The sequence below is a fragment of the Nonomuraea sp. NPDC052265 genome (genome assembly GCF_044547985.1).
In the GTDB taxonomy this organism is placed as follows: domain Bacteria; phylum Actinomycetota; class Actinomycetes; order Streptosporangiales; family Streptosporangiaceae; genus Nonomuraea.
In genome coordinates this window covers 695,987-714,215 of sequence record NZ_JBIUBJ010000001.1, presented here as the reverse complement: position 1 = coordinate 714,215, position 18,229 = coordinate 695,987, and the positions used below count along the sequence as shown (strand labels likewise).

Below are 18,229 nucleotides of genomic sequence, written 5' to 3'. Positions count from 1 at the left end.
TCAGAGGTTTGGTCTGTGTGCTGTGATATTGCACCTTGAGTGCTTCAGTAAAAGGGCAGAAGGGGCGCTGTGTGTCTTCTAATTTGCTCTTGAACCAGGAAAGAGCGGCGAGCGGGCATAGTTCATCGCCCTGACCGCGCAGTACGACCGGTGCGCTCTTCCAAGAGGCAGGTGTCACCCCGATGTGGTGCCGCGCCGGGGCGGTGTGCGTGACCGGGGACATTCGGAACGGGGGCTGCGGTGGAGTTTCCGCTTGTCGAGTCGGAATTTCTTTCTGACGGTGGCACATGAGGGTGGTCGGGATAAAGTTCGCGGGTCTCGACGAGACCTCTGGCCCGCTCACCTGGGCGCAGGAGTATATGTGGAAGATGATTCACATGGCTTCCCCGGGGACGCGCAGCCAATTCAATATGGCGGCGTATGTCAGAATCCCTGACGGGGTGACGTTCCAGCAGGTCGTCATGGCGTTCCACAGCCTGATCGAACGGCATGAAGGCTACCGGACCGTCTACCGGGCCGACGCCGGCGGGGCTCTTGAGCAGCATGTCCTCGGCGCCGGGGCCGTCGAGATCGATGTCGTCGACCTGCCGGAACCGTTCGCTGCTGATTCGCGGCAGGCGGAGGAGTTGTTCAACGAACTGCTCTCCGAGGAGTTCGACCTGGGGAAGGAGTGGCCCTACCGGGCGACCCTGCTGTGCCTGGCCGGCGCTCCCGCACTGCTCGTGGTGGTCCTCTCCCACCTGACAGCCGACGGCTCCTCCAGCGCGCTCCTCCAACGAGAGCTCACAACGCTTCTGCTGAAGTGCGGCACCGGGCGTGACATGGACGACCACGGCACGGTGGTGCAGCAGCTTCACATCGCGGCCCATCAGAGATCCGCCGCCGGACAGGCCGGGAGCGAACGCTCGATGAGACACTGGGAGCGGGTGCTGTCGCGTTACTACCGCTCCGGACAGGAACGCGCGCGGCACGAAGGATCGCTCCACCGGGTGCGAACCGTATCGATGACCTCGCGCCGCCTGGAGGCCTTCGCTTCCATGACAGCCCGCCGGTGCAACACGACGCCCTCGACGGTGTTCATCGCGGCCACGGCCTTCGCGTACGCGACCATCACCGGACGAGCCGGTCTCATCCTGGAGGTCGCCTGCTCGAATCGGACCAGAAATTGGGCCGAGACGCACGGCACCATGTTCCAGTTCGGGATCGCGGAATTCCCGGCCACGGGGGCCGGCTTCGACGTGATCGTGAAAGGCTCGGCGGCGGCGGCGTTGTCCGCCTACGCCTGCAGCCAATACGATCCGGTTGCCCTGGAAGCCCTCAGGCAACGATTATCCGGAGGGACGGGGCATTACTCGCGACTTCCTGCGATCCCCTTCGTCATCAACGACATCGTCGGCCGGCACCTGACCGCCGCCGACTCGAATATCTCTCCGGACCAGGCACATCGGCATCCACCGGCTTTCAGCGAATTCGGTGAAGGCGACCCGGAGACGGGTGGCTACGCGTTCTATCTGGGCTATCACCGGGCAAAAGGCGGCGATTTGCGAATCGGCCTCGAGTTCGACACCAGGATATTGTCCTGCGCCGAGGCAGTGGGCTGCCTGAAGGCGATCGACGGCTTGCTCCTGAAGGCCGGTCGTGCGGACCTCTCGTTGGCCGAGGCGCAGAACATCGTCCAGAGCTGCCTGCCGTGAAACCGTGACAGCGACTTCATCCGGCTGATTGACATTCCCGCTGCGGCGCGCCGTCGAGGCGGATGCGAATGCATTCGGCGCGGCGAAACACTTCGAGAGGCTAAGAGGTCTGGCGATGTTCCCTGCTGACGAACTGCGAACCTACGTCGTGAATTTACGCCGCCGCCCCGACCGGCGGCAGCGGATGCAGCGGATCCTCCCCGCCGACCTGCGCGCCGGCTACACCTCGGACTGGGACGGGCCCTTCGACGGCGCCAGGCTGGACCTGGCCGCGCTGCACCGGCACGGCTACGGCCTCTTCCCGTGGCGGCTGGACATCGATCACCGCTGGTGGGGCCGGCCTCTCCGGTTCGGCGAGATCGGATGCATGATCAGCCACATCCATTGCTGGCGAGACGCCTGGCTGAGCACCGCCACGGCTTGCCTGATCCTTGAGGACGACATAAACCTCGCGCCGGATTTCAGCGAACGACTGCAGGCCGGGTTCGAGGCCGTCACTCAGGACGACGGTCCGACGCTCATCTACCTCGGCCGAGATCCCCAGGAGCCCGACAAGGGGTCGAGGAACGGGATCGCCTCGCCCGGATTCAGCTACGGCACCTACGGCTACATGGTCAACCGGGCGGGCATCGAGGCATTCCTCTCCACCGATCCGCACCGGGACATCATCCCCGCCGACGAGTTCCTGCCGGCCATGTATCTCGACCATCCCCGATCCGACGTGCGGGCCCGGTACCCCAAGCAGCTCCGTGCCCTGGCCTATGCCCCTCCTCTCGTGGTGCAACTGCCCAAACGTGAAGCAGGCAGCGACACCGAGCTCTCGGAATTCGTCTCAATTCACTGATCGGAAGGCCCATGGCGGACTCAGCTGAACCTCTGCGAATCGCTGTCCTGTCCCCCGTCTGGCTGCCGACCCCTCCGGCGATGTACGGGGCGATCGAGCAACTGGCGAGCATCTTGAGCGAGGGGCTCGTCGAACGGGGTCATCATGTGACGCTCTATGCCAGCGGCGACTCGGTCACCTCCGCCGAGCTCCGCAGCCACTGTCCCGAGGCGCCCGGCTGGGGAAGATCTGCGGGGTCGCCGTTCTACGAGGTCCCGCACGTACTCGCGGCCTATCGGGACATCGATCGGTACGACGTCTTCCACGATCACACCGATCCGATCGGTCCCGCGCTGGGAGCGGTGGCGGCCGCGAGAGTTCCGGTGGTGCACACGATCCACACCACGCCGGGCGACGCCGAGAACCGCCCCATCTACGAACTGATCCATGACCGGGTCGACCTGGTCGCGGTCAGTCACGCCCAACGCGCCACGATCGCGGGTACCCGGGTACGTGACGTCATCCACCACGGGCTTCCCATCGACAGGTTCGAGTACTCCGAAGCCAAGGGGGACTACCTCTTCTTCATCGGGCGAATGAAGTACGGCAAGGGGCTTCACCTGGCGATTCGCGCCGCGAGGGAAGCAGGCCTGCCGCTGCTCGTGGCGACGAAGTCCATGGAGTTCCCTCAGGAGGAGGAGTACTTCAGGACGGAGATCCAACCGCTGCTCGGCGACCACGTGCGGCTTCTCGGAGAGGTCGGCTTCGCCAAGAAGGTGGAGCTCTACAAGAACGCTCGTTGCACGCTGATCCCCACGCTGTGGGACGAGCCGTTCGGGCTCACGGCGGCGGAATCGCTGGCCTGCGGCACCCCGGTCGTCGCGCTGAACAGGGGCGCGACCCCTGAGATCGTCGAACACGGCGTGACCGGCTTCCTGACCGACCAGCCGGACGAGCTGGCCTGCCACATCGGACGTGTGGGCGAGCTCAGCCCCAAGGACTGCCGGCTGGCTGCGGAGACCCGCTTCTCGGCCACCCGGATGGTCGACTCCTACGAACGGTTGTACCGCCGGTTGATGAGCGAGCGCCGTTTCTCGTAAAGCAACACATCCACGGAAGGATTCTGATGACGGACTTACTGGCCGCCGGCGTGAGCCGGAGCCTGCTCGACAGCGGGTTCGCCGAGGTCACGCTGCCTTCGGAAGGCGGCACCCTGCTCCAGGAGGCGATCACGCGCAGCCGGGCGTTCTTCGGTCTGGACGCCCAGGTCAAGAAGAGACACACGAGCAGTGACCTGAACTTCGGCTACCGGCCGATGGGCGTCGAGTACTCGATCTCACCCGACCGACCCGACCTGAACGAGTGCTTCACCCTCTGGGCCGATCGCCTCGACCTCATACCCGCAGCGGAGGAGCTGGCACCGCTGACGGACGCCCTGCTCGGCTGGCGCGGGTTCCTCGTCCCCTTTGTGGGGGACATCGTCCGGCATGTCGCCGACGCGTTCGGCGACGTGACACCTCCAGACTTCGCCAAGGCCTCCTACCTGCAAGTGAACTTCTACCCGCAGGCTTCGTCCGGGGGGCGGGACCTCCTGCAGGACCGCCACGAGGACGGTCATCTGCTGACCGTCATCCACGCGACCGACCCGGGGCTGGAGATCTGGGACGGCCTCGACGGCGCCAGGGCCGTCTCGACCGGCGCCGAGCAGGTGCTCGTCATGCCCGGGTCGGTGCTCACCGCGCTCACCGGCGGCAAGGTGGCTCCGCTCTACCACCAGGTACGGAACCACGACCTCGCCGGCCGCATCTCGATCATGTACTTCGTGAACCCGGAGCTGACAGAGCCGCTCCACCCGTGGAACGGCGACCGGAAGGTCGACCTTCGCGATCAGGTGAGGAACAAGCCGTCTATGTTTGGACTGCCCGATGTCCCTGTCCTCTGAGAAGACGATCCTCGTCGTCAACTCCGGCGACGGAACCGGTCTCAACTTCACTCGCTCTCTCGGGCTGGCCGGGGGCTACCGAGTCGTGGGCGTCGACACCACGATCGAGGACTTCCACACCAGTGAGGCCGAGAGCAAACACTTTCTGGCGTGGAGCGAGGCCGACGAATTCGTCGAGGCCGTGAACAAGATCGCCGATATGGAGGGCGCGGATCTCGTCTACGCCGCTGACACCGGTCCGCAGCTCATGGTGATCAGCGAGCGCCGTGACGACCTCAACCGCCCCACGCTCCTGCCTGATCAGGTCGATCACTGGCGAATGGAGGACAAGTGGGCTACGTGGGAGGCCATGCAGGAAGCCGGCCTGCCCGTTCCCGACACCGCTCTCGCCACCGACAGGGAGAGCGTCGCCGCGTTCATCGACAAGCACGTCGACATCTGGCTCCGGCGCCGACGTGGCAGTGGCGGGTCAGGAGCGCTGGCGACGGCCTCACTCGAACTGGCGCAGGCATGGCTGGACGAGCACCACGGATGGCACGAGTTCACGGTGGCGCAGAAGCTCACCACCAGAACGGCCACGTTCAGCGGGCTGTGGTACGAAGGCGATCTGCTCTGCTCGCAACTTCGCGAGCGGCTGTCGTGGAAATACCCGTCGGCCACCGCATCGGGCGTCACCGGCGTCACCGGCGTTCAGCACACGTTGTGGGACGAGCAGCTGCACGACCTGGCGGTCCGGTGTGTCCGCGCGACGTGCGCGCGGCCACACGGCATCATCGGCGTCGATTTCACCTACGACCATGACGGGAACCCGCTGCCGACGGAGGTGCAGCCGGCGCGCTTCTATTCGTCGATCTTCTTCCTCGCGCAGTTGGGCGTGAACCTTCCCGACCTCTACTGCCGGCTCGCTCTCGGTGAGCTGGACGTGCCCGCGGAGCCGTCGATCAATCCGATTCGGGACCGGCATTACTGGGTCAAGGCGGTTGATCGGCTTCCTCAGTTGATGTCGCCGGAGGAATTTCAGTGCAATGGCAACAATGTCCCCGGAGGGCCGGCGCCTGCCGGCTTTTCCCGGAGGACGAGGTCGGAGTGACGCATGCACATCTCATTCATCTGTAAAGGGAATATCTGCCGGTCGCCGATGGCCGCCAGCATCGCCCGGACATACCTGGGGCGGGCCGGGCTGGCCGGCCGGGTGACGGTCAGCAGCGCGGGAATAGAAGGGTGGAATGCCGGGAGTCAGGCCGATGCCAGAGCTGTCGCGGTCCTCGCCCGGCACGGATACCCCGGTGACCACCGCGCGGCACAGGTCAATGCGACGCACCTCGGCGCCGACCTTCTCGTCGCCATGGACGAAGGCCAGAAGAACGCGCTCGCCAAGGAGGCGGATCCGGCGCGGATACGCCTGTTGCGGGAGTTCGCCGCGCCACGGGACGGGGAAGATCTGAACGTGCCCGATCCGTACGAGGGAGAGATCGCCGACTTCGAGGTGACCCTGCAGCTGATCGAGGCCGCCATGCCGGGGTTGATCTCCTGGATCCGGCAGGCGCTCGCCGAGCCCGGCGGAGTTTCGCGTCAACCCTTGACGGAGCCCGGTCCTGCTGGATCGGTTTAGCGCGACGAAGCGGTCCGCGCGGACGTTTGTGTCGTTCTCCTGCACAGAGCCGGAACAAGATGTCAAGGGCGGTTCCCGCAGTCTTTGTTTCGTTTCTCGGCAATGCGAATGACGTAGCGTATACCGACGGATTACTAAACTAATTCACTTGCCATCAAAGGTTGACATAGGTGATCTTTCATGTTCAGCTCTGTCATCGAGTCCTCAGGTGCCGGCGGCCGTCGGAAACCAATCCCGAGGGCTCATTCAGTGAATGCGAAACATCGGCGAGGTAGTAGCAGGGGGAGCTCGGTGTCAATGCTGTGGTGGAATGCTGACGGGGTTACCGCCCGCACGGGTGGTCAGGCGCCTTCGATCGACGGGTGACGAACGTCGTGGACCTGGCAAGAGATGTCGCAGTTCAAAGACGACTTCGAGGCTGGACCCAGGAGGACCTGGCGGAACGCACCGGCCTGAGCGTGCGGACGATTCGCAACCTCGAACTCGGTGTGGTGCAGAATCCGCGGCGCTCGTCGGTCGACCTGCTCGCGGACGCGCTTGGAGTCTTCAACCGATCGACCACGACCGACCACCGCCCGCACCAAGTCCCGCAATGGCGTGGGACGAAGCTGCCGGCCTTGCCGGTCATCGAGCATCATCCGAGCGCCGCGCAGTTGTCTCACCTCGTCAAAACCGTGGCGGCGAACCAGCTCACCACATTCGTCGGTCCCGGAGGCGTGGGCAAGACCTCGCTGGCGTTCGGCGTCGCCCTTGAGCTCGGCTCGTCGTTCCGGGACGGGGTGGCCGTCGTCGAGCTCAGCGATCTGGTTCCGGAACATGTCAAAGGCGAATCGCAGGCGCCGTCCATCGCTCGGCGCGTCCGACGGGTGATCGGCGCGGACCGTCCCGCGGCGGCCGACAACCTGCCACTGTGCAGCCGCGACACGAACCTACTGCTGATCATGGACAATACCGAGCATGTTCCGGTCGGCAGCATCCAGGTCGCGCGCGACCTGCTGAACCAGTGCCCCGATCTACGGATCGTGATCACAGCGCGGAGCCGGTTGACCGAGCGTCTGGGGAGCAACCAGGAGATCCAGCCGTTGTCCGTCGAGCCGCAACCTGGCGACGGTCCCTTCGGAGCGCCCGCTGTCGAGTTCGTCCTGCGGCATCTGGGAGGGGACTCGATGGCGGCGGCGAGCCTGCTCGAGGAGTTGCCGAGCCTGGTCGAGCTGTGCCGGCGGTTGGACGGGATACCCCGCTATCTGGAGTTCGCCGCAGAACGCCTGCGCACGTTACCCATCCAATACCTGCTCTCCTGCGGCCCGTCCCTGGACATGCTCTTCACCCACGATCACGCGCTGCCCCCTCATCAGCAGTCCGTGGCCGCCAGCATCAAGTGGGATGTGGATCTGCTCTCCTGCAGTCAGCGTCGCCTTCTCGAGTGCGTTTCGAGCCTGCCGACCAGTACGTTCGCGATCGAGGACGTGATGGCGGCGTACGGAGAGAGCTCGATCGTCGGCACCGAGCCCCTCGTTCTCATGTCCGAACTGATGGTCACCCCGCTCGTGCGGGCGGACACGGAAGAACCGCACCATTACCGGCTCGCCCCCTACGTGGGCCACTTTGTCCAGAGCATGACCTCGAACACCCTGCGTCGGCGAAGGAGACCATGTGAAGCGCTCGTTGACGACGCCAACCGTTCGGCCACTCTGGCGCAACCGAGCCTATGTGGCGTTGTGGAGCGGCCAGGTGGTGTCCACCCTCGGCTCCCAGATCAGCGCGACCGCGATGCCGCTGCTGGTGCTCGCGTTGACCGGTAGCCCGGTCAACGCCGGCATCGTCGGCACAGCGGCCACCGTGCCGTTCCTTCTGTCCCTGCCCGTGGGGGCCCTCGTTGACCGCTGGAACCGTCGCACCATCATGCTCATCAGCCAGGTGACGGCGAGCGTCGCGCTTTTCAGCGTCCCGCTGGCCTTATGGCTGCACAACCTGACCATCGCGCAGCTCGTGGCGGTGGCGTTCGTGCAAGGGTGTTGCACGATGTTCTATGACGTGGCGGAGAGCGCGGCGCTTCCGATCATCGTGCCCCCGGCGCAGCGGCCGACCGCCTTGGCGCAGAACGAGGCGAGGTCGCGTGGCGCGTTCCTCGCCGGTCCGCCCCTGGGCGGCTTTCTTTTTGGCCTGGGCTGGTTCGTTCCATTTCTGGCGGATGCCATCGGCTACATCTTCTCCACCGCCGGAGTCCTGCTGGTCAGAGAGAAGCTGCAGGGCGAGAGAACGGAACCGTCCCGATCATTGGGCCGGGACATGGCGGACGGCCTTCGCTGGTTGTGGAAGGTGCCCTTCGCGCGTACCGCGGTCATGCTGGTCGCTGCCAGCAATCTCGTGTTCTACGCGCTGGTGCTCACACTGATCGTGCTGGCGGGTCGTAACGGAGCCTCTCCCCAGGAGGTTGGCGTCATGCTGGGGATCTACGGCGGCGGCGGCCTGCTAGGGGCGCTCACCGCGGGATGGCTGCACCGGTTCCTCAGGCCGAAGACGGTCCTCATCTCGATCAACTGGGTCTGGGCCGTGCTGCTCTCCTCAATGCTGCTTCCGCACGACCCGCTCGTGCTCGGCGTCATCGCGGCCGGCTGCGCGTTCGTCGGTCCACTGTGGAACGTCGTCATCCTGAACTATCAGATGGCCATCGTGCCCGAGCACATGATGGGCCGTGTGACCAGCACCGTCATGATGGTCACCGCCGGTGTGCTGCCCGTGGGCTCACTCGCCATCGGCTACCTGCTCGAATGGCTGGGACCGGTCCGGTCGCTGTCCGTTCTGGCCGTTGCGATGTTGGTGGTGGCGATCGCCGCAACGGTCAGTCCGTCGCTCAGGCGGATGCCGGCAACGGAGGAGATCCCGGCGACGGCAGGCAGTTGACGCTCCGGCGGATGTCGTCCCTAGGCCAGCCCGCCACCGTCGACCACGAGTGCCGCGCCGGTGATGAAACTCGCGGCGGGACTGGCCAGGAACAGGACGGCTTGTGCGATCTCGTCGGGATGGCCCTTCCGCCGCATCGGGCGTTCCGCGGTGGAGGCGTTGAACGCCGTCCAGTCCTCCATGAGCTGTCGAGCCTCCTCGCGGAGCATGGGGGTGTCGGTGTCGCCGGGGTTGATGGAATTGACCCGTATTCCCGCGTCGGCGTGATCAATGGCCAGGGCACGGGTCATGTTCACGACCGCGGCCTTGGACGCGCAGTATGACAGCGCGTTGCCGCCGCCCTTGAGTCCCCAACCGGAGCCGGTGTTGACGATCGAGCCGCCGTCCTTCATCACGGGAATCGCGTATTTGCACATGAGGAAGACCGACCGGACGTTGACCGCCATGACGCGATCCCATTCGTCGCAGGAAGTGTTAAGGGCGGTGGTCCGGCGGATTATCCCGGCGTTGTTGAAGAGCACCTGCAGCCCGCCGAAGGCGTCCACAGCCGTCTGAACGACGTGCCGGCAGCCCGCCTCCGACGCTATGTCGGCTGTCACGGCCACCGCCCGCCCACCCGCCGCCCCGATCTCGGCAGCGATCTTCGACGCTCCTTCGCCGTCAATGTCGGCGACGACCACTGCGGCGCCGTGGCGGGCGAACAGCGATGCGGTGGCCCGGCCGATGCCCGATGCGCCGCCTGTCACGATCGCCGTCTGACCGGCCAGCGTATGGACCGGATTCTGCGAGGTCATTCGTCCTCCTACTTGAGTACGGGGCTACATCGCCGCGATGAGGGTCGTGGCCGCGAGTGCGAGAGACAGCCCCAAGATCTGCTTGCCTCTCAGCCGCTCGCCGAGAAAGACATAGGCCAGCAGCAGGGTGCTCACCGGGTACAGAGAGGCGAGGGTCGCGACCAGGCTGAGCATCCCCTCCTGTTTCGCGAGGAGGAACAGGACGTTCGCGCCGACGTCGAGGCCGCCCGCGCAGACGATCAGGTGCCAGCCGCGGACGACGGGTTTCGCCCCTCTGAGAGTGAGCACCGCCAAGACGGCTATCAAAGCGACCGAGCTGCACCTGGCTGCGAGCAGCGGCCACACGCCGGTCTCGCCGGACGCGGCTGGGATCAGGACGAAGAAGAGGCCGAACCCGCCGCCGGAGCCGATCGCGATGAGGACCGAGCTCACCTTCCGCACCTGGGTCCGGGCGGCGGAATCCGCGCTGCTGATCAGGGTGACCGCGAAGATGGCGAGGCTGACACCCACGAGCGCGAACGGCGCGGGTCTCTCGCCGTGCAGGAGGCCGAAGACGACCGGAACGATCGCGGAGACCGCGGAGGTCACCGGAGCCACCACCGACATCGTGCCGATCGCCATCGCCCGGTAGAAGAGCGTCAACGCCGTCCCACTGGCCAGGCCCGCCAGAGCGCCCTGCCAGAGAGGGCCTGCGGCCGGGTGACCGGCGACGAAGGGCAAGAGGAGCAGGATCAGGATCGCGCCGCTGAAATGCGAGATCAGTGCGACGACGACCGCGGAGTTCCTTCGGGTGGCCACCCCGCCGAAGAAGTCCGCTGTGCCGTACAGGATCGCGGTGCTCATTGCCAGAACGGCGGCAAGCATCCTCACTACCTTTCGTTGCCTGGCCTATGACGGGTGTCGCGGAGCCGCTCCGCGACGACTCGGGCGAGGTCGGCCGCGGTGGGCCGGTCGAAGAACGCCCGCATCGACACCTCGACGCCGTAGGTGGACTGCACGTGCCACAGCAGCCGGGAGACCGACAATGAGCTGCCACCCGCGCGCATGACGTCGTCGTCGGCTCCGATGTCGGGCTGGTCGAGCAGTTCGCGAACATGGCCGAGGATGTCCGTCTCGTACGGCGGCTCCTCGTCGCCGGTGTCGAGGCCCGGCGCGCCGATCGCGCTGTCCGGCGTGGTGGCCAGACGCTCGGCCAGGATCGACAATCGCCGGGAGATGTCCTGGCCCAGGCCGGCTGGGAACAGTGCCGACGCGTACTCCAGGACGCCGCCGTAGCCGCCGTCCTCAGCCGGCCACATGGTCAGGGCGACATCCGTCCGCGACACTGACCAGAACCGAGCAAGGAGCTCGGCGTCGCCTTCCCGGGGCCGGATCCCCACCCCTCCCTCACCGACGACGGTGAAGTACGACTGGGCCAGCGGTGTGTGGGAGAAGTCGCGGTGCGGCGCGACGGCGTCGACGACCATCTCGAACGGCACGGAGTGACGGACGAAGGCCTCTCGGCACATGCGGCCGACGTGCGCCAACGCCTCCATGAACGTCATCTCCGGGGTCAACCGTGCCCGGATGACGACGGTGTTGAGGAACGGACCCACGATGTCGTGCAGCTCCGGCCGTGTACGGCCGGCGTGCGGCACGCCCACCCCGAAGTCCCAGTGCCCGGCCAGGCGCGCCAGCACCACCGTCCACAGGGTCAGCAGGGTGGCATGAGACGTCGCACCCACCGTGCGTCCGACGGTGACGAGCGCGGTCGCCACCTCGGGCGGGAGGCCGACGCCGGTGACGGCACCATCGATACGCCGATACGCCTCGCGCGGCACGGCGGTGGGAAGCCCGAGAGGCGGCAGCTCGGCCAGCGTCGACCGCCAGTACGCGAGCTGCTCGTCGCGCACCTCGTCGGTCAGCTGGGAGCGCTGCCAGGCGACCGCGTCCACGTATCGCGGTCCGCTCCGGGCGGGCACGTCCCCCGCCGGATCGCTCAGCAGAGCATGCAGGTCGCGCTCCAGCAGGCCGGCCGACCAGCCGTCGCAGATGATGTGGTGACAGACCAACAGGAGCAGCTGCTCCTGGCCTTCGATGCGCAGGAGGATCGCCCGGAGCAGCGGTGCGGAGGCCAGGTCGAATCCGCCGGCGACCTCTTCGGCCAGCCGCTGGGGCAGCTCGTCCGCCGTGAGGTCGACGGTGCGCAGCGGCACCGGCACCTCGGGCTCGATGATCGACGTCAACCCGTCGGCGTCCATGACATATCGGGAACGCAGCACGTCATGTCTCGCGACCAGCCGCCCGAGCGCGTTCTCCACCGCGTCGGCGCCGGTGCCGGCGGGAAGCCGAAGGGCGATGGGCATCAGGTATTCACGGCTGCCCGGGTCCATTCGATCCAGCACCCAGAAACGTTCCTGGACGGGGGACAGCGGTAGCCTCGCGCCTGCCGGCAGCGGCTCGATCGGCCGGGCCTGGACGGCCCTGTGCAACAACTCGGCCTGTGCACGGGGTGTGGTCGCGAAGTGGAGTTCCCGGAACTCCAGGTCGAGCTTCGACGCGTCGGCCAGGCGAGAGGCCAGTCGGGCGATCATCAGCGAGTGTCCGCCCAACGCGGCGAAGTCGTCGTCGAGCCCGATCTCCGTCGTGCCCAGCAGTTCGCGCCAGGTCGCCAGGACAATGCGCTGTTCGGCGGTCAACGCGTCCGCTGGACCGGAGGCCGTGGGCGGGACCGGGGGGATGGCCGCCCAGGCCGGCTCAGGCAGCGCCGCCCGGTCCGTCTTGCCGCTGGAGGTGCGCGGAAGCCGGTCGACCTCCGTCACGACCGTCGGCACGAAGGTGTGCGGCAAGGTCTCCCGCAGGAACAGCGGCAGATCGGCGGACGTCCCCGGGCGAGCGGTCACCACCCATGCGGCAAGTCTCCTGACGCCATGAGGACCGGTCACCGCCCGCACGACCGCCTCGGTCACCTCCGGGTGGGCGAGCAGCGCGACCTCGATCTCACCCGGCTCGATCCGGATGCCGTTGATCTTCACCTGCTCGTCCACGCGGCCGGCGAACTCGTGGCTGCCGTCGGGGCGCAGCCTCACCAGGTCGCCGGTCCGATACATACGCGAACCCGCCGGGCCCGACGCGTCGGGCACGAACCGTTCGGCGGTCTGCGCCGGATCCCCGAGATACCCGCGACCGACGCCGACTCCCGCCGCGTACAGCTCGTGGAGTCCAGGGGCGTCCGTGGGAGCCAGCACGCACCGGATGTTGTCGATGGGGCTCCCGATGGGAACGGGACCCGACTCCTGGCCCGGGTCGAACCGGGCCGCGAGTACGTCGATCGAGCACTCCGTGGGACCGTAGGTGTTCCAGATCTCGACCTCCACCTGTGCGCGGACCTGCCGACACAGCTCGGCTGTCAACGGCTCCCCCGCGGAGCACACCCGCCGCAGCGACGAGCAGGTCCGCAGCTCCGGCTCGGCCGCCAGCTGCTGCAGCATGGTCGGCACCACCTGCACGACGGTCGCCTGACGCTCCACGATCGAGCGAACCAGCTCACCGGCGTCCTGGCCCGCGTCGTGCCGGCCGAAGGTCACGGCGCCGCCGCAGACGAGCGGGCCGAAGATCTCCCATCCGGCGGCGTCGAACGTCAACGGCGTCTTCTGCAGGATGCGGTCTTCGGCGGTCAGCTTGAGCGTGTCCACCGCCCAGCGAACCCGGTTGGCGATGCCGGCGTGTTCGATCACCACCCCCTTCGGGACGCCGGTGGACCCGGAGGTGAAGATCACGTATGCGGCTCGCCCCGGGGGAGTGTCGCCGCCGGGCGTCCACAGGATCCCCTTGTCCCTGAGCCGGTGCACGTCTACGGTCAGCCGCGGTGAGAGGCCGGGCGCGGGTTCCACGAGGTCGGTCACCACCAGTCGTGGGCCGGCACGTTCGATGGTCAGGCGAAGGCGGTCGGCCGGCGCGTGGGCGTCCAACGGCAGGTAGCAGGCGCCCGCCAGCCAGATCCCGCAGAGGGCGGCGACCAGATCGGGGCCGGGCCGCATCATGACCCCGATCACGTCCTCAGGCTTCACACCTCTTCCGGCCAGGGCGCCGGCGATCTGCCTGGCCGACCTCTCCAGCTCCTGGTAGGTGGTCACTCCTCCCTCATGGAGCACCGCGGGTTCGTGCGGATGCCGGGCCGCGGTACGCAGGAACCACTCGGGCAGCAGAAGGCTCATCGATCACTCCGGGATGTCGGTGACAACGTGACGGCGCGCACTGCGCGGCCTCATGTCGGTCCATACGGCGGCGATGTGCCGCAAGCACTCGTCGCGACTGCCCGAGTAGCCCGCGGACTGCCATCCGGCCGGTACCGGTCGCCCGGCGGCCCACAGCGAGAACTGCTCCTCGTCGTTGATGACCACGTCGTAGGCCGTCTCCTCCGCCTCGTCCATCTCCTCCTGGCCGGGCGCGAGCGGAGGCGGAGCATCCTCGTGGAGCAGGTGCCGCAGGGCACGGTGGTCCACTTTGCCGTTCGCGGTCAGGGGGAACTCGTCGATGCTCCGGATCACGGACGGGATCATGTACCCGGGAAGATCTTCGGCGATCAGCGAGAGCAGGCCGGCCGGATCGACCGTGTGACCGGCCACGGGAACCACGAATCCCACCAGGTCGACCCGGCTCCCGTGATGACGGTCGACGACGATCGCGTCCCGGACTCCGGGATGTCGCTGCAGCGCCGCTCCCACCTCGGCCAGCTCGATCCGGTGGCCCCGGATCTTCAGCTGATGGTCGGTACGGCCGAAGAACTCCAGCTCACCCTTCCGCCAGCCGGCACGGTCACCGGTGCGATAGAGCCGCGAGCCCGGCGCACCGTAGGGGTCGGGGACGAACCGCTCCGCCGTCAGCGCGGGGTCGCCGAGATAGCCGCGGGCGACCCCCGCGCCGCCCACGTACACCTCGGCCACCACTCCGGGCGCGACCGGCTCCAGCCACTCCGTGAGAACGTAGACCGTCGTGTTGGGGATGGGCTCGCCGAGGGGGAGCAGGCCGTCGCGTGAACGGCCCGGAGTGATCCTGGCGCCCGAGTTGCCGACCGTGATCTCCGTCGGGCCGTACTCGGTGGCGACCGCTGTCCCGTCCGGTCCGGACAGCTCGTGCCAGCGCACGGCCAGCGAAGCGGGGAAGGCGTCGCCCGCGGCGATCACCACCCCGGCCAGCTTAGCCGCCTGATCGGAGGAGAGGTCCAGGCTGATCAGGTTGAGATGGCCGGGCGTCATCTTGATGAAGCTGTACGGCCCGCCTTCGACCAGCACCGCGCCTAGATCGGCCGGATCCAGCGGGTCGGGCAGCAGGTGAACCGCTTGGCCGACCATCAGCGGCGTGAACAGGCTGGGCATCCCGAGATCGAATCCCAGAGAGGTGAAGTAAGGAGAACCTCCCTCGCCGCACGCCGCGTAGGCCCGCGCCGTCCAGAGCAGATAGTTGGCCAGCCCGCGGTGCTCGACCATCACCCCCTTCGGCAGTCCGGTCGAGCCGGACGTGAAGATGACGTAGGCGACGTCGTGCGGACGAAGCCGGCTCCGCCGCCCGGCCCCGGCCTCCGCCCCGGCCGCCGCCATGTCCTGGTCGAGCAGCAGCGCCTTGGCCCGCCCCAGCGCCGTCACGGTGTCGAGGTGCTCGGAGTGCGAGACGACGAGCGAGCAGCCGGCCATCGCGGTCATCCGGCTCAACCGCTGAACCGGCAGGTCGGGATCGAGCGGCAAGTATGCGGCGCCCGCCTTCCACACACCGATCAAGGTCGGCAGGAGGTCGGCGTGGCGGCGCATGCACACCCCGACCGGTACGTCGTCAGGTACTTCCTCGTCGAGGATCCGCCGGGCGATTCGGTCGGAGAGCCGATCGAGCTCGCCATAGGTGAGCGTCTGCGTCCCCACCCGGACCGCCACGGCGGCCGGCGTCCGCGCGACCTGCCTCTGGATCAGGTCGAGGACCGTGACCGGCTCGCGCGCCGTCCGCGGTCCGCGAGCCCAGTCGGCCAGGACGAGGCGTCGTTCGACGTCGGGCAGGAAGGAGGCACGAGCGTCGCCGTCGATGGACGACGCCATCGACGTCAGGACGGCACGGAACATCTCCGCCATCGACTCCACCGGCACGGCGGAGGAGGTCGCGGAAACCGTCAGTTCGGATCCCTGCACCGCGACGGCGAGCCCGTGCTCGGCCGGGGCCGAAACGCCGACCACGAACCGGGCCTCGTCCCGTGCCTCCCCGAGGGCGGGCTCCGCCGCGGCCAGCCGCCGCTTGGCGTGGCCGACCAGGCCTGACCATGTCGCGGCGGACACGTGCGCGACGAGGGACGCCGAGGGCCCGCCCCGAAGATCGACGCCGGTACGCACGACAGGGCCGCCGGCCAGCATGCTCAGCACCTTGAGATGGGCAGCCAGCAGCACCACCGACTCGTCCGCCCCTGCGGCGGCGGCCAGCGTCCGCAGGCCCGCCGACAGGTCCGCCCACGGCACCGTCATCGTCCTGGACGGGGAGGCCGCAGCCGATGATTGCGAGCCTGTGGGGGGCGAGCTTCCGCGATCATTGCCCATCGCGATCACCGATCCTCAAGTAGCTGCCTCGCCAGTCGTCCGACGAGCTCCCCGGCTTCGTGGACGAGATAGTGGCCGGCCTCCAGCACGTGGAGCGTGAAGTCCTTCGAGGTCTCCTGGCACCAGGCGGCCATCGCCGCGCATGAGACGTGGTCGTCGTGCCGGCCGCCGATCACGGCGATGGGGGTCTCCAGGGGCGGCCCAGGAGAGTAGACCAGCCTTTCGACCAGCCGGTAGTCGGCCCGGAGCACCCGTTCGAACAGTCTCATCAGGTCGGGATCGTCGACGACTGCCTGGGGCATGCCGCCGAACTGGATGACCCGGGCGCGCAGGGCGTCGCTCGGCAGGAGGTGCAGCGGGTCGTCGATCCGCCGTTGTGCCGGCGCCTCGGTGGAGGAGAGCACCAGCAGGCGCGGCACGGGCCCACCGGACGAGCCGAGGCGCCGGGCGAACTCGTAGGCCAGCACGCTGCCCGAGCAGTGCCCGACGAGGACGAAGGGCCGGTCGAGCAGCGGCGCCAACGCCGGTTCCATGGCGGCGAAGAGGGGGTCGGCATCGTCGATGAGCGGCTCGGCCATCCGGTTCTCCCGCCCGGGGAGGCGCACGGCGCACAACTCGACGTCCGCGGGCAGGTGGTCGGTCCAGGATCTGAACGTGACCGCGCCCGCGCCGACGTGCGGGAAGCACAGAAGACGTAGACGCGTGGACGCGTCACCGCCGGTTCGCACCGTCCATCGGCTGGTCGAGGCCGGACCGGCCGGGCTCATGCCGGCGTCCGCCGGATCATGTCGGCCAGCGCCGGGTCGCCGATGATCGCGTGGGGCGAGGTGAGCCCGTAGCCGAGCTTGTGGACGTCCAGGCGCGGCAGGATCGGTCGCCACGTGCGCTCTGGTACGGCCGAGTCCTGGAACAGGACTGCCGGCCCCTCGTACGGTTCGGGACCGTACTCGCTCAGCAGGCGGTCGAAGAGCGCCGAGGCGAGCTGCAGGCGGGCCAGATCAGGTGGCGTGCACCCGCGGTACCAGCCGTGCTCCTGATCGACGCGCTCATGGGCCTGCGTCGCCGACTCGGTGCCGTCCAGCCCGAACCGGCGCGCGAACACATCCAGGTGACGGGAGTGGACGACGTCGAGCGGCTCGGGACGCCGATCGAGCGCGGGCGGGTTGACCAGGACGAGCTGTTCGACCTCCGCTGAGCGGGCCAGGACGCGCGCGACCTCCACCGCGACGGCCGCGCCCGGTCCGAAGCCCGCCAGCCGGATCCGCCCGTGAGACAGTCGCGCCCCGATGGCCGCGGCGTACCGTTCGCCGATCTCCCGCAGCGACGACATCGGCGGGACGGGACCGTTGCCGCCGGGCAGCGCCAGACCGAAGGCCGGCCGTCGGCGCACCCAGCCGGCGACCGCCTCCCGCTCGGCCTGGACATGGCTGTAGGAGTGCACGACGAAGAGAGGGACGTTCTCGCCCTCTTCCACGATCGGCGCCGGCTCGACGTCGGCAGGGTTCCACTCCTGCGCGCACACATCCTCCGCGGACGACCGCAGCCCCGGAACATCTTTCGGCGGGCCGTCGGCGCCGATCGTCAGGTGCTCGGCCAGCCGGGCGGGGGTCGAATACCGCAAGGCGGCCGAGCTGCGCACGTCGAGCCCTCGTTCGCGGGCGAGCAACACGATGTCGGTGACGGTGATCGAATCTCCGCCGAGGTCGTAGAAGTCGTCGTGCGGGCCGACCTCACGGCCGAAATGATCCGCCCAGACCTCCCGGATCACGCGTTCCACCGCGTGGCATGACAACGGACGACGTGGAGTGACGTCTGAGTCTGTGGTGCTGGTCATCCCACCTCATAGGCACTGGACTCCGACAATGATCCTGATCTTGTGGTAACCCGTGGGACGGAGCCAGGCATC

14 protein-coding genes are annotated in these 18,229 nt (G+C 67.8%); 8 read left to right on the top strand and 6 right to left on the bottom strand.

All coding sequences use genetic code 11. The annotated features are described in order from the left end of the window. Positions 1-287: 287 nt before the first annotated feature. The 8 genes from ACIHAD_RS03325 (at position 288) to ACIHAD_RS03290 (ending at position 8,975) form a co-directional block, all read left to right on the top strand. The gene (locus ACIHAD_RS03325; RefSeq protein WP_397352703.1) at positions 288-1,694 is read left to right on the top strand and encodes a condensation domain-containing protein; all 1,407 of its coding nucleotides are present in this window, start codon (positions 288-290) and stop codon (positions 1,692-1,694) included. A 28-nt stretch (positions 1,695-1,722) separates the two neighbouring features. Further along, positions 1,723-2,538 (top strand): glycosyltransferase family 25 protein, encoded by an 816-nt coding sequence (locus tag ACIHAD_RS03320; RefSeq protein ID WP_397352702.1) that lies wholly within the window; start codon positions 1,723-1,725, stop codon positions 2,536-2,538. An 11-nt stretch (positions 2,539-2,549) separates the two neighbouring features. Then, the gene (locus ACIHAD_RS03315; RefSeq protein WP_397352701.1) at positions 2,550-3,617 is read left to right on the top strand and encodes a glycosyltransferase family 4 protein; all 1,068 of its coding nucleotides are present in this window, start codon (positions 2,550-2,552) and stop codon (positions 3,615-3,617) included. Positions 3,618-3,643: 26 nt separating this feature from the next. Further along, complete coding sequence (locus ACIHAD_RS03310; RefSeq protein WP_397352700.1) at positions 3,644-4,459, top strand: 2OG-Fe(II) oxygenase family protein; 816 nt, start codon at positions 3,644-3,646, stop codon at positions 4,457-4,459. Continuing rightward, positions 4,443-5,549 (top strand): hypothetical protein, encoded by a 1,107-nt coding sequence (locus tag ACIHAD_RS03305; RefSeq protein WP_397352699.1) that lies wholly within the window; start codon positions 4,443-4,445, stop codon positions 5,547-5,549. The genes ACIHAD_RS03310 and ACIHAD_RS03305 overlap by 17 nt, the downstream gene beginning before the upstream one ends. 3 nt (positions 5,550-5,552) lie before the next feature. After that, entirely contained in the window at positions 5,553-6,071 is a 519-nt protein-coding gene (locus ACIHAD_RS03300; RefSeq protein ID WP_397352698.1) for a low molecular weight protein-tyrosine-phosphatase, read from the top strand. A gap of 362 nt (positions 6,072-6,433) precedes the next feature. After that, positions 6,434-7,873, top strand: a complete 1,440-nt coding sequence (locus tag ACIHAD_RS03295; protein ID WP_397352697.1) for an ATP-binding protein — start codon at positions 6,434-6,436, stop codon at positions 7,871-7,873. Next, on the top strand, positions 7,803-8,975 hold the full coding sequence (locus tag ACIHAD_RS03290; protein ID WP_397352696.1) for an MFS transporter: 1,173 nt from the start codon (positions 7,803-7,805) through the stop codon (positions 8,973-8,975). The genes ACIHAD_RS03295 and ACIHAD_RS03290 overlap by 71 nt, the downstream gene beginning before the upstream one ends. A gap of 20 nt (positions 8,976-8,995) precedes the next feature. On the opposite strand, the gene ACIHAD_RS03285 is transcribed toward ACIHAD_RS03290, so the two are convergent. The 6 genes from ACIHAD_RS03285 to ACIHAD_RS03260 all read right to left on the bottom strand — a co-directional run bounded on the left by ACIHAD_RS03285 (position 8,996) and on the right by ACIHAD_RS03260 (position 18,100). Then, on the bottom strand, positions 8,996-9,769 hold the full coding sequence (locus ACIHAD_RS03285; protein WP_397352695.1) for an SDR family NAD(P)-dependent oxidoreductase: 774 nt from the start codon (positions 9,767-9,769) through the stop codon (positions 8,996-8,998). A gap of 24 nt (positions 9,770-9,793) precedes the next feature. Further along, positions 9,794-10,633, bottom strand: coding sequence for an EamA family transporter (locus ACIHAD_RS03280; protein ID WP_397352694.1), 840 nt, complete (start codon positions 10,631-10,633; stop codon positions 9,794-9,796). A gap of 5 nt (positions 10,634-10,638) precedes the next feature. After that, a complete protein-coding gene (locus ACIHAD_RS03275; protein ID WP_397352693.1) occupies positions 10,639-13,965 on the bottom strand; it encodes an amino acid adenylation domain-containing protein in 3,327 nt (1,108 codons plus the stop codon). A gap of 3 nt (positions 13,966-13,968) precedes the next feature. Continuing rightward, entirely contained in the window at positions 13,969-16,251 is a 2,283-nt protein-coding gene (locus ACIHAD_RS03270) for an amino acid adenylation domain-containing protein (protein WP_397352692.1), read from the bottom strand. Positions 16,252-16,328: 77 nt separating this feature from the next. After that, positions 16,329-17,090, bottom strand: a complete 762-nt coding sequence (locus ACIHAD_RS03265) for a thioesterase II family protein (protein WP_397352691.1) — start codon at positions 17,088-17,090, stop codon at positions 16,329-16,331. Continuing rightward, positions 17,087-18,100: a phosphopantetheine-binding protein gene (locus ACIHAD_RS03260; RefSeq protein WP_397352690.1), complete on the bottom strand. Its 1,014-nt coding sequence runs from the start codon at positions 18,098-18,100 to the stop codon at positions 17,087-17,089. The genes ACIHAD_RS03265 and ACIHAD_RS03260 overlap by 4 nt, the downstream gene beginning before the upstream one ends. Positions 18,101-18,229: the final 129 nt, after the last annotated feature.

Bases quoted from the DNA above. Each gene is read 5' to 3' on its own strand.
- ACIHAD_RS03310 (WP_397352700.1), top strand. From the start codon at position 3,644: ATGACGGACTTACTGGCCGCCGGCGTGAGCCGGAGCCTGCTCGACAGC.
- ACIHAD_RS03315 (WP_397352701.1), top strand. From the start codon at position 2,550: ATGGCGGACTCAGCTGAACCTCTGCGAATCGCTGTCCTGTCCCCCGTC.
- ACIHAD_RS03265 (WP_397352691.1), bottom strand. From the start codon at position 17,090: ATGAGCCCGGCCGGTCCGGCCTCGACCAGCCGATGGACGGTGCGAACC.
- ACIHAD_RS03270 (WP_397352692.1), bottom strand. From the start codon at position 16,251: ATGACGGTGCCGTGGGCGGACCTGTCGGCGGGCCTGCGGACGCTGGCC.
- ACIHAD_RS03300 (WP_397352698.1), top strand. From the start codon at position 5,553: ATGCACATCTCATTCATCTGTAAAGGGAATATCTGCCGGTCGCCGATG.
- ACIHAD_RS03305 (WP_397352699.1), top strand. From the start codon at position 4,443: ATGTCCCTGTCCTCTGAGAAGACGATCCTCGTCGTCAACTCCGGCGAC.
- ACIHAD_RS03275 (WP_397352693.1), bottom strand. From the start codon at position 13,965: ATGAGCCTTCTGCTGCCCGAGTGGTTCCTGCGTACCGCGGCCCGGCAT.
- ACIHAD_RS03285 (WP_397352695.1), bottom strand. From the start codon at position 9,769: ATGACCTCGCAGAATCCGGTCCATACGCTGGCCGGTCAGACGGCGATC.
- ACIHAD_RS03325 (WP_397352703.1), top strand. From the start codon at position 288: ATGAGGGTGGTCGGGATAAAGTTCGCGGGTCTCGACGAGACCTCTGGC.
- ACIHAD_RS03280 (WP_397352694.1), bottom strand. From the start codon at position 10,633: ATGCTTGCCGCCGTTCTGGCAATGAGCACCGCGATCCTGTACGGCACA.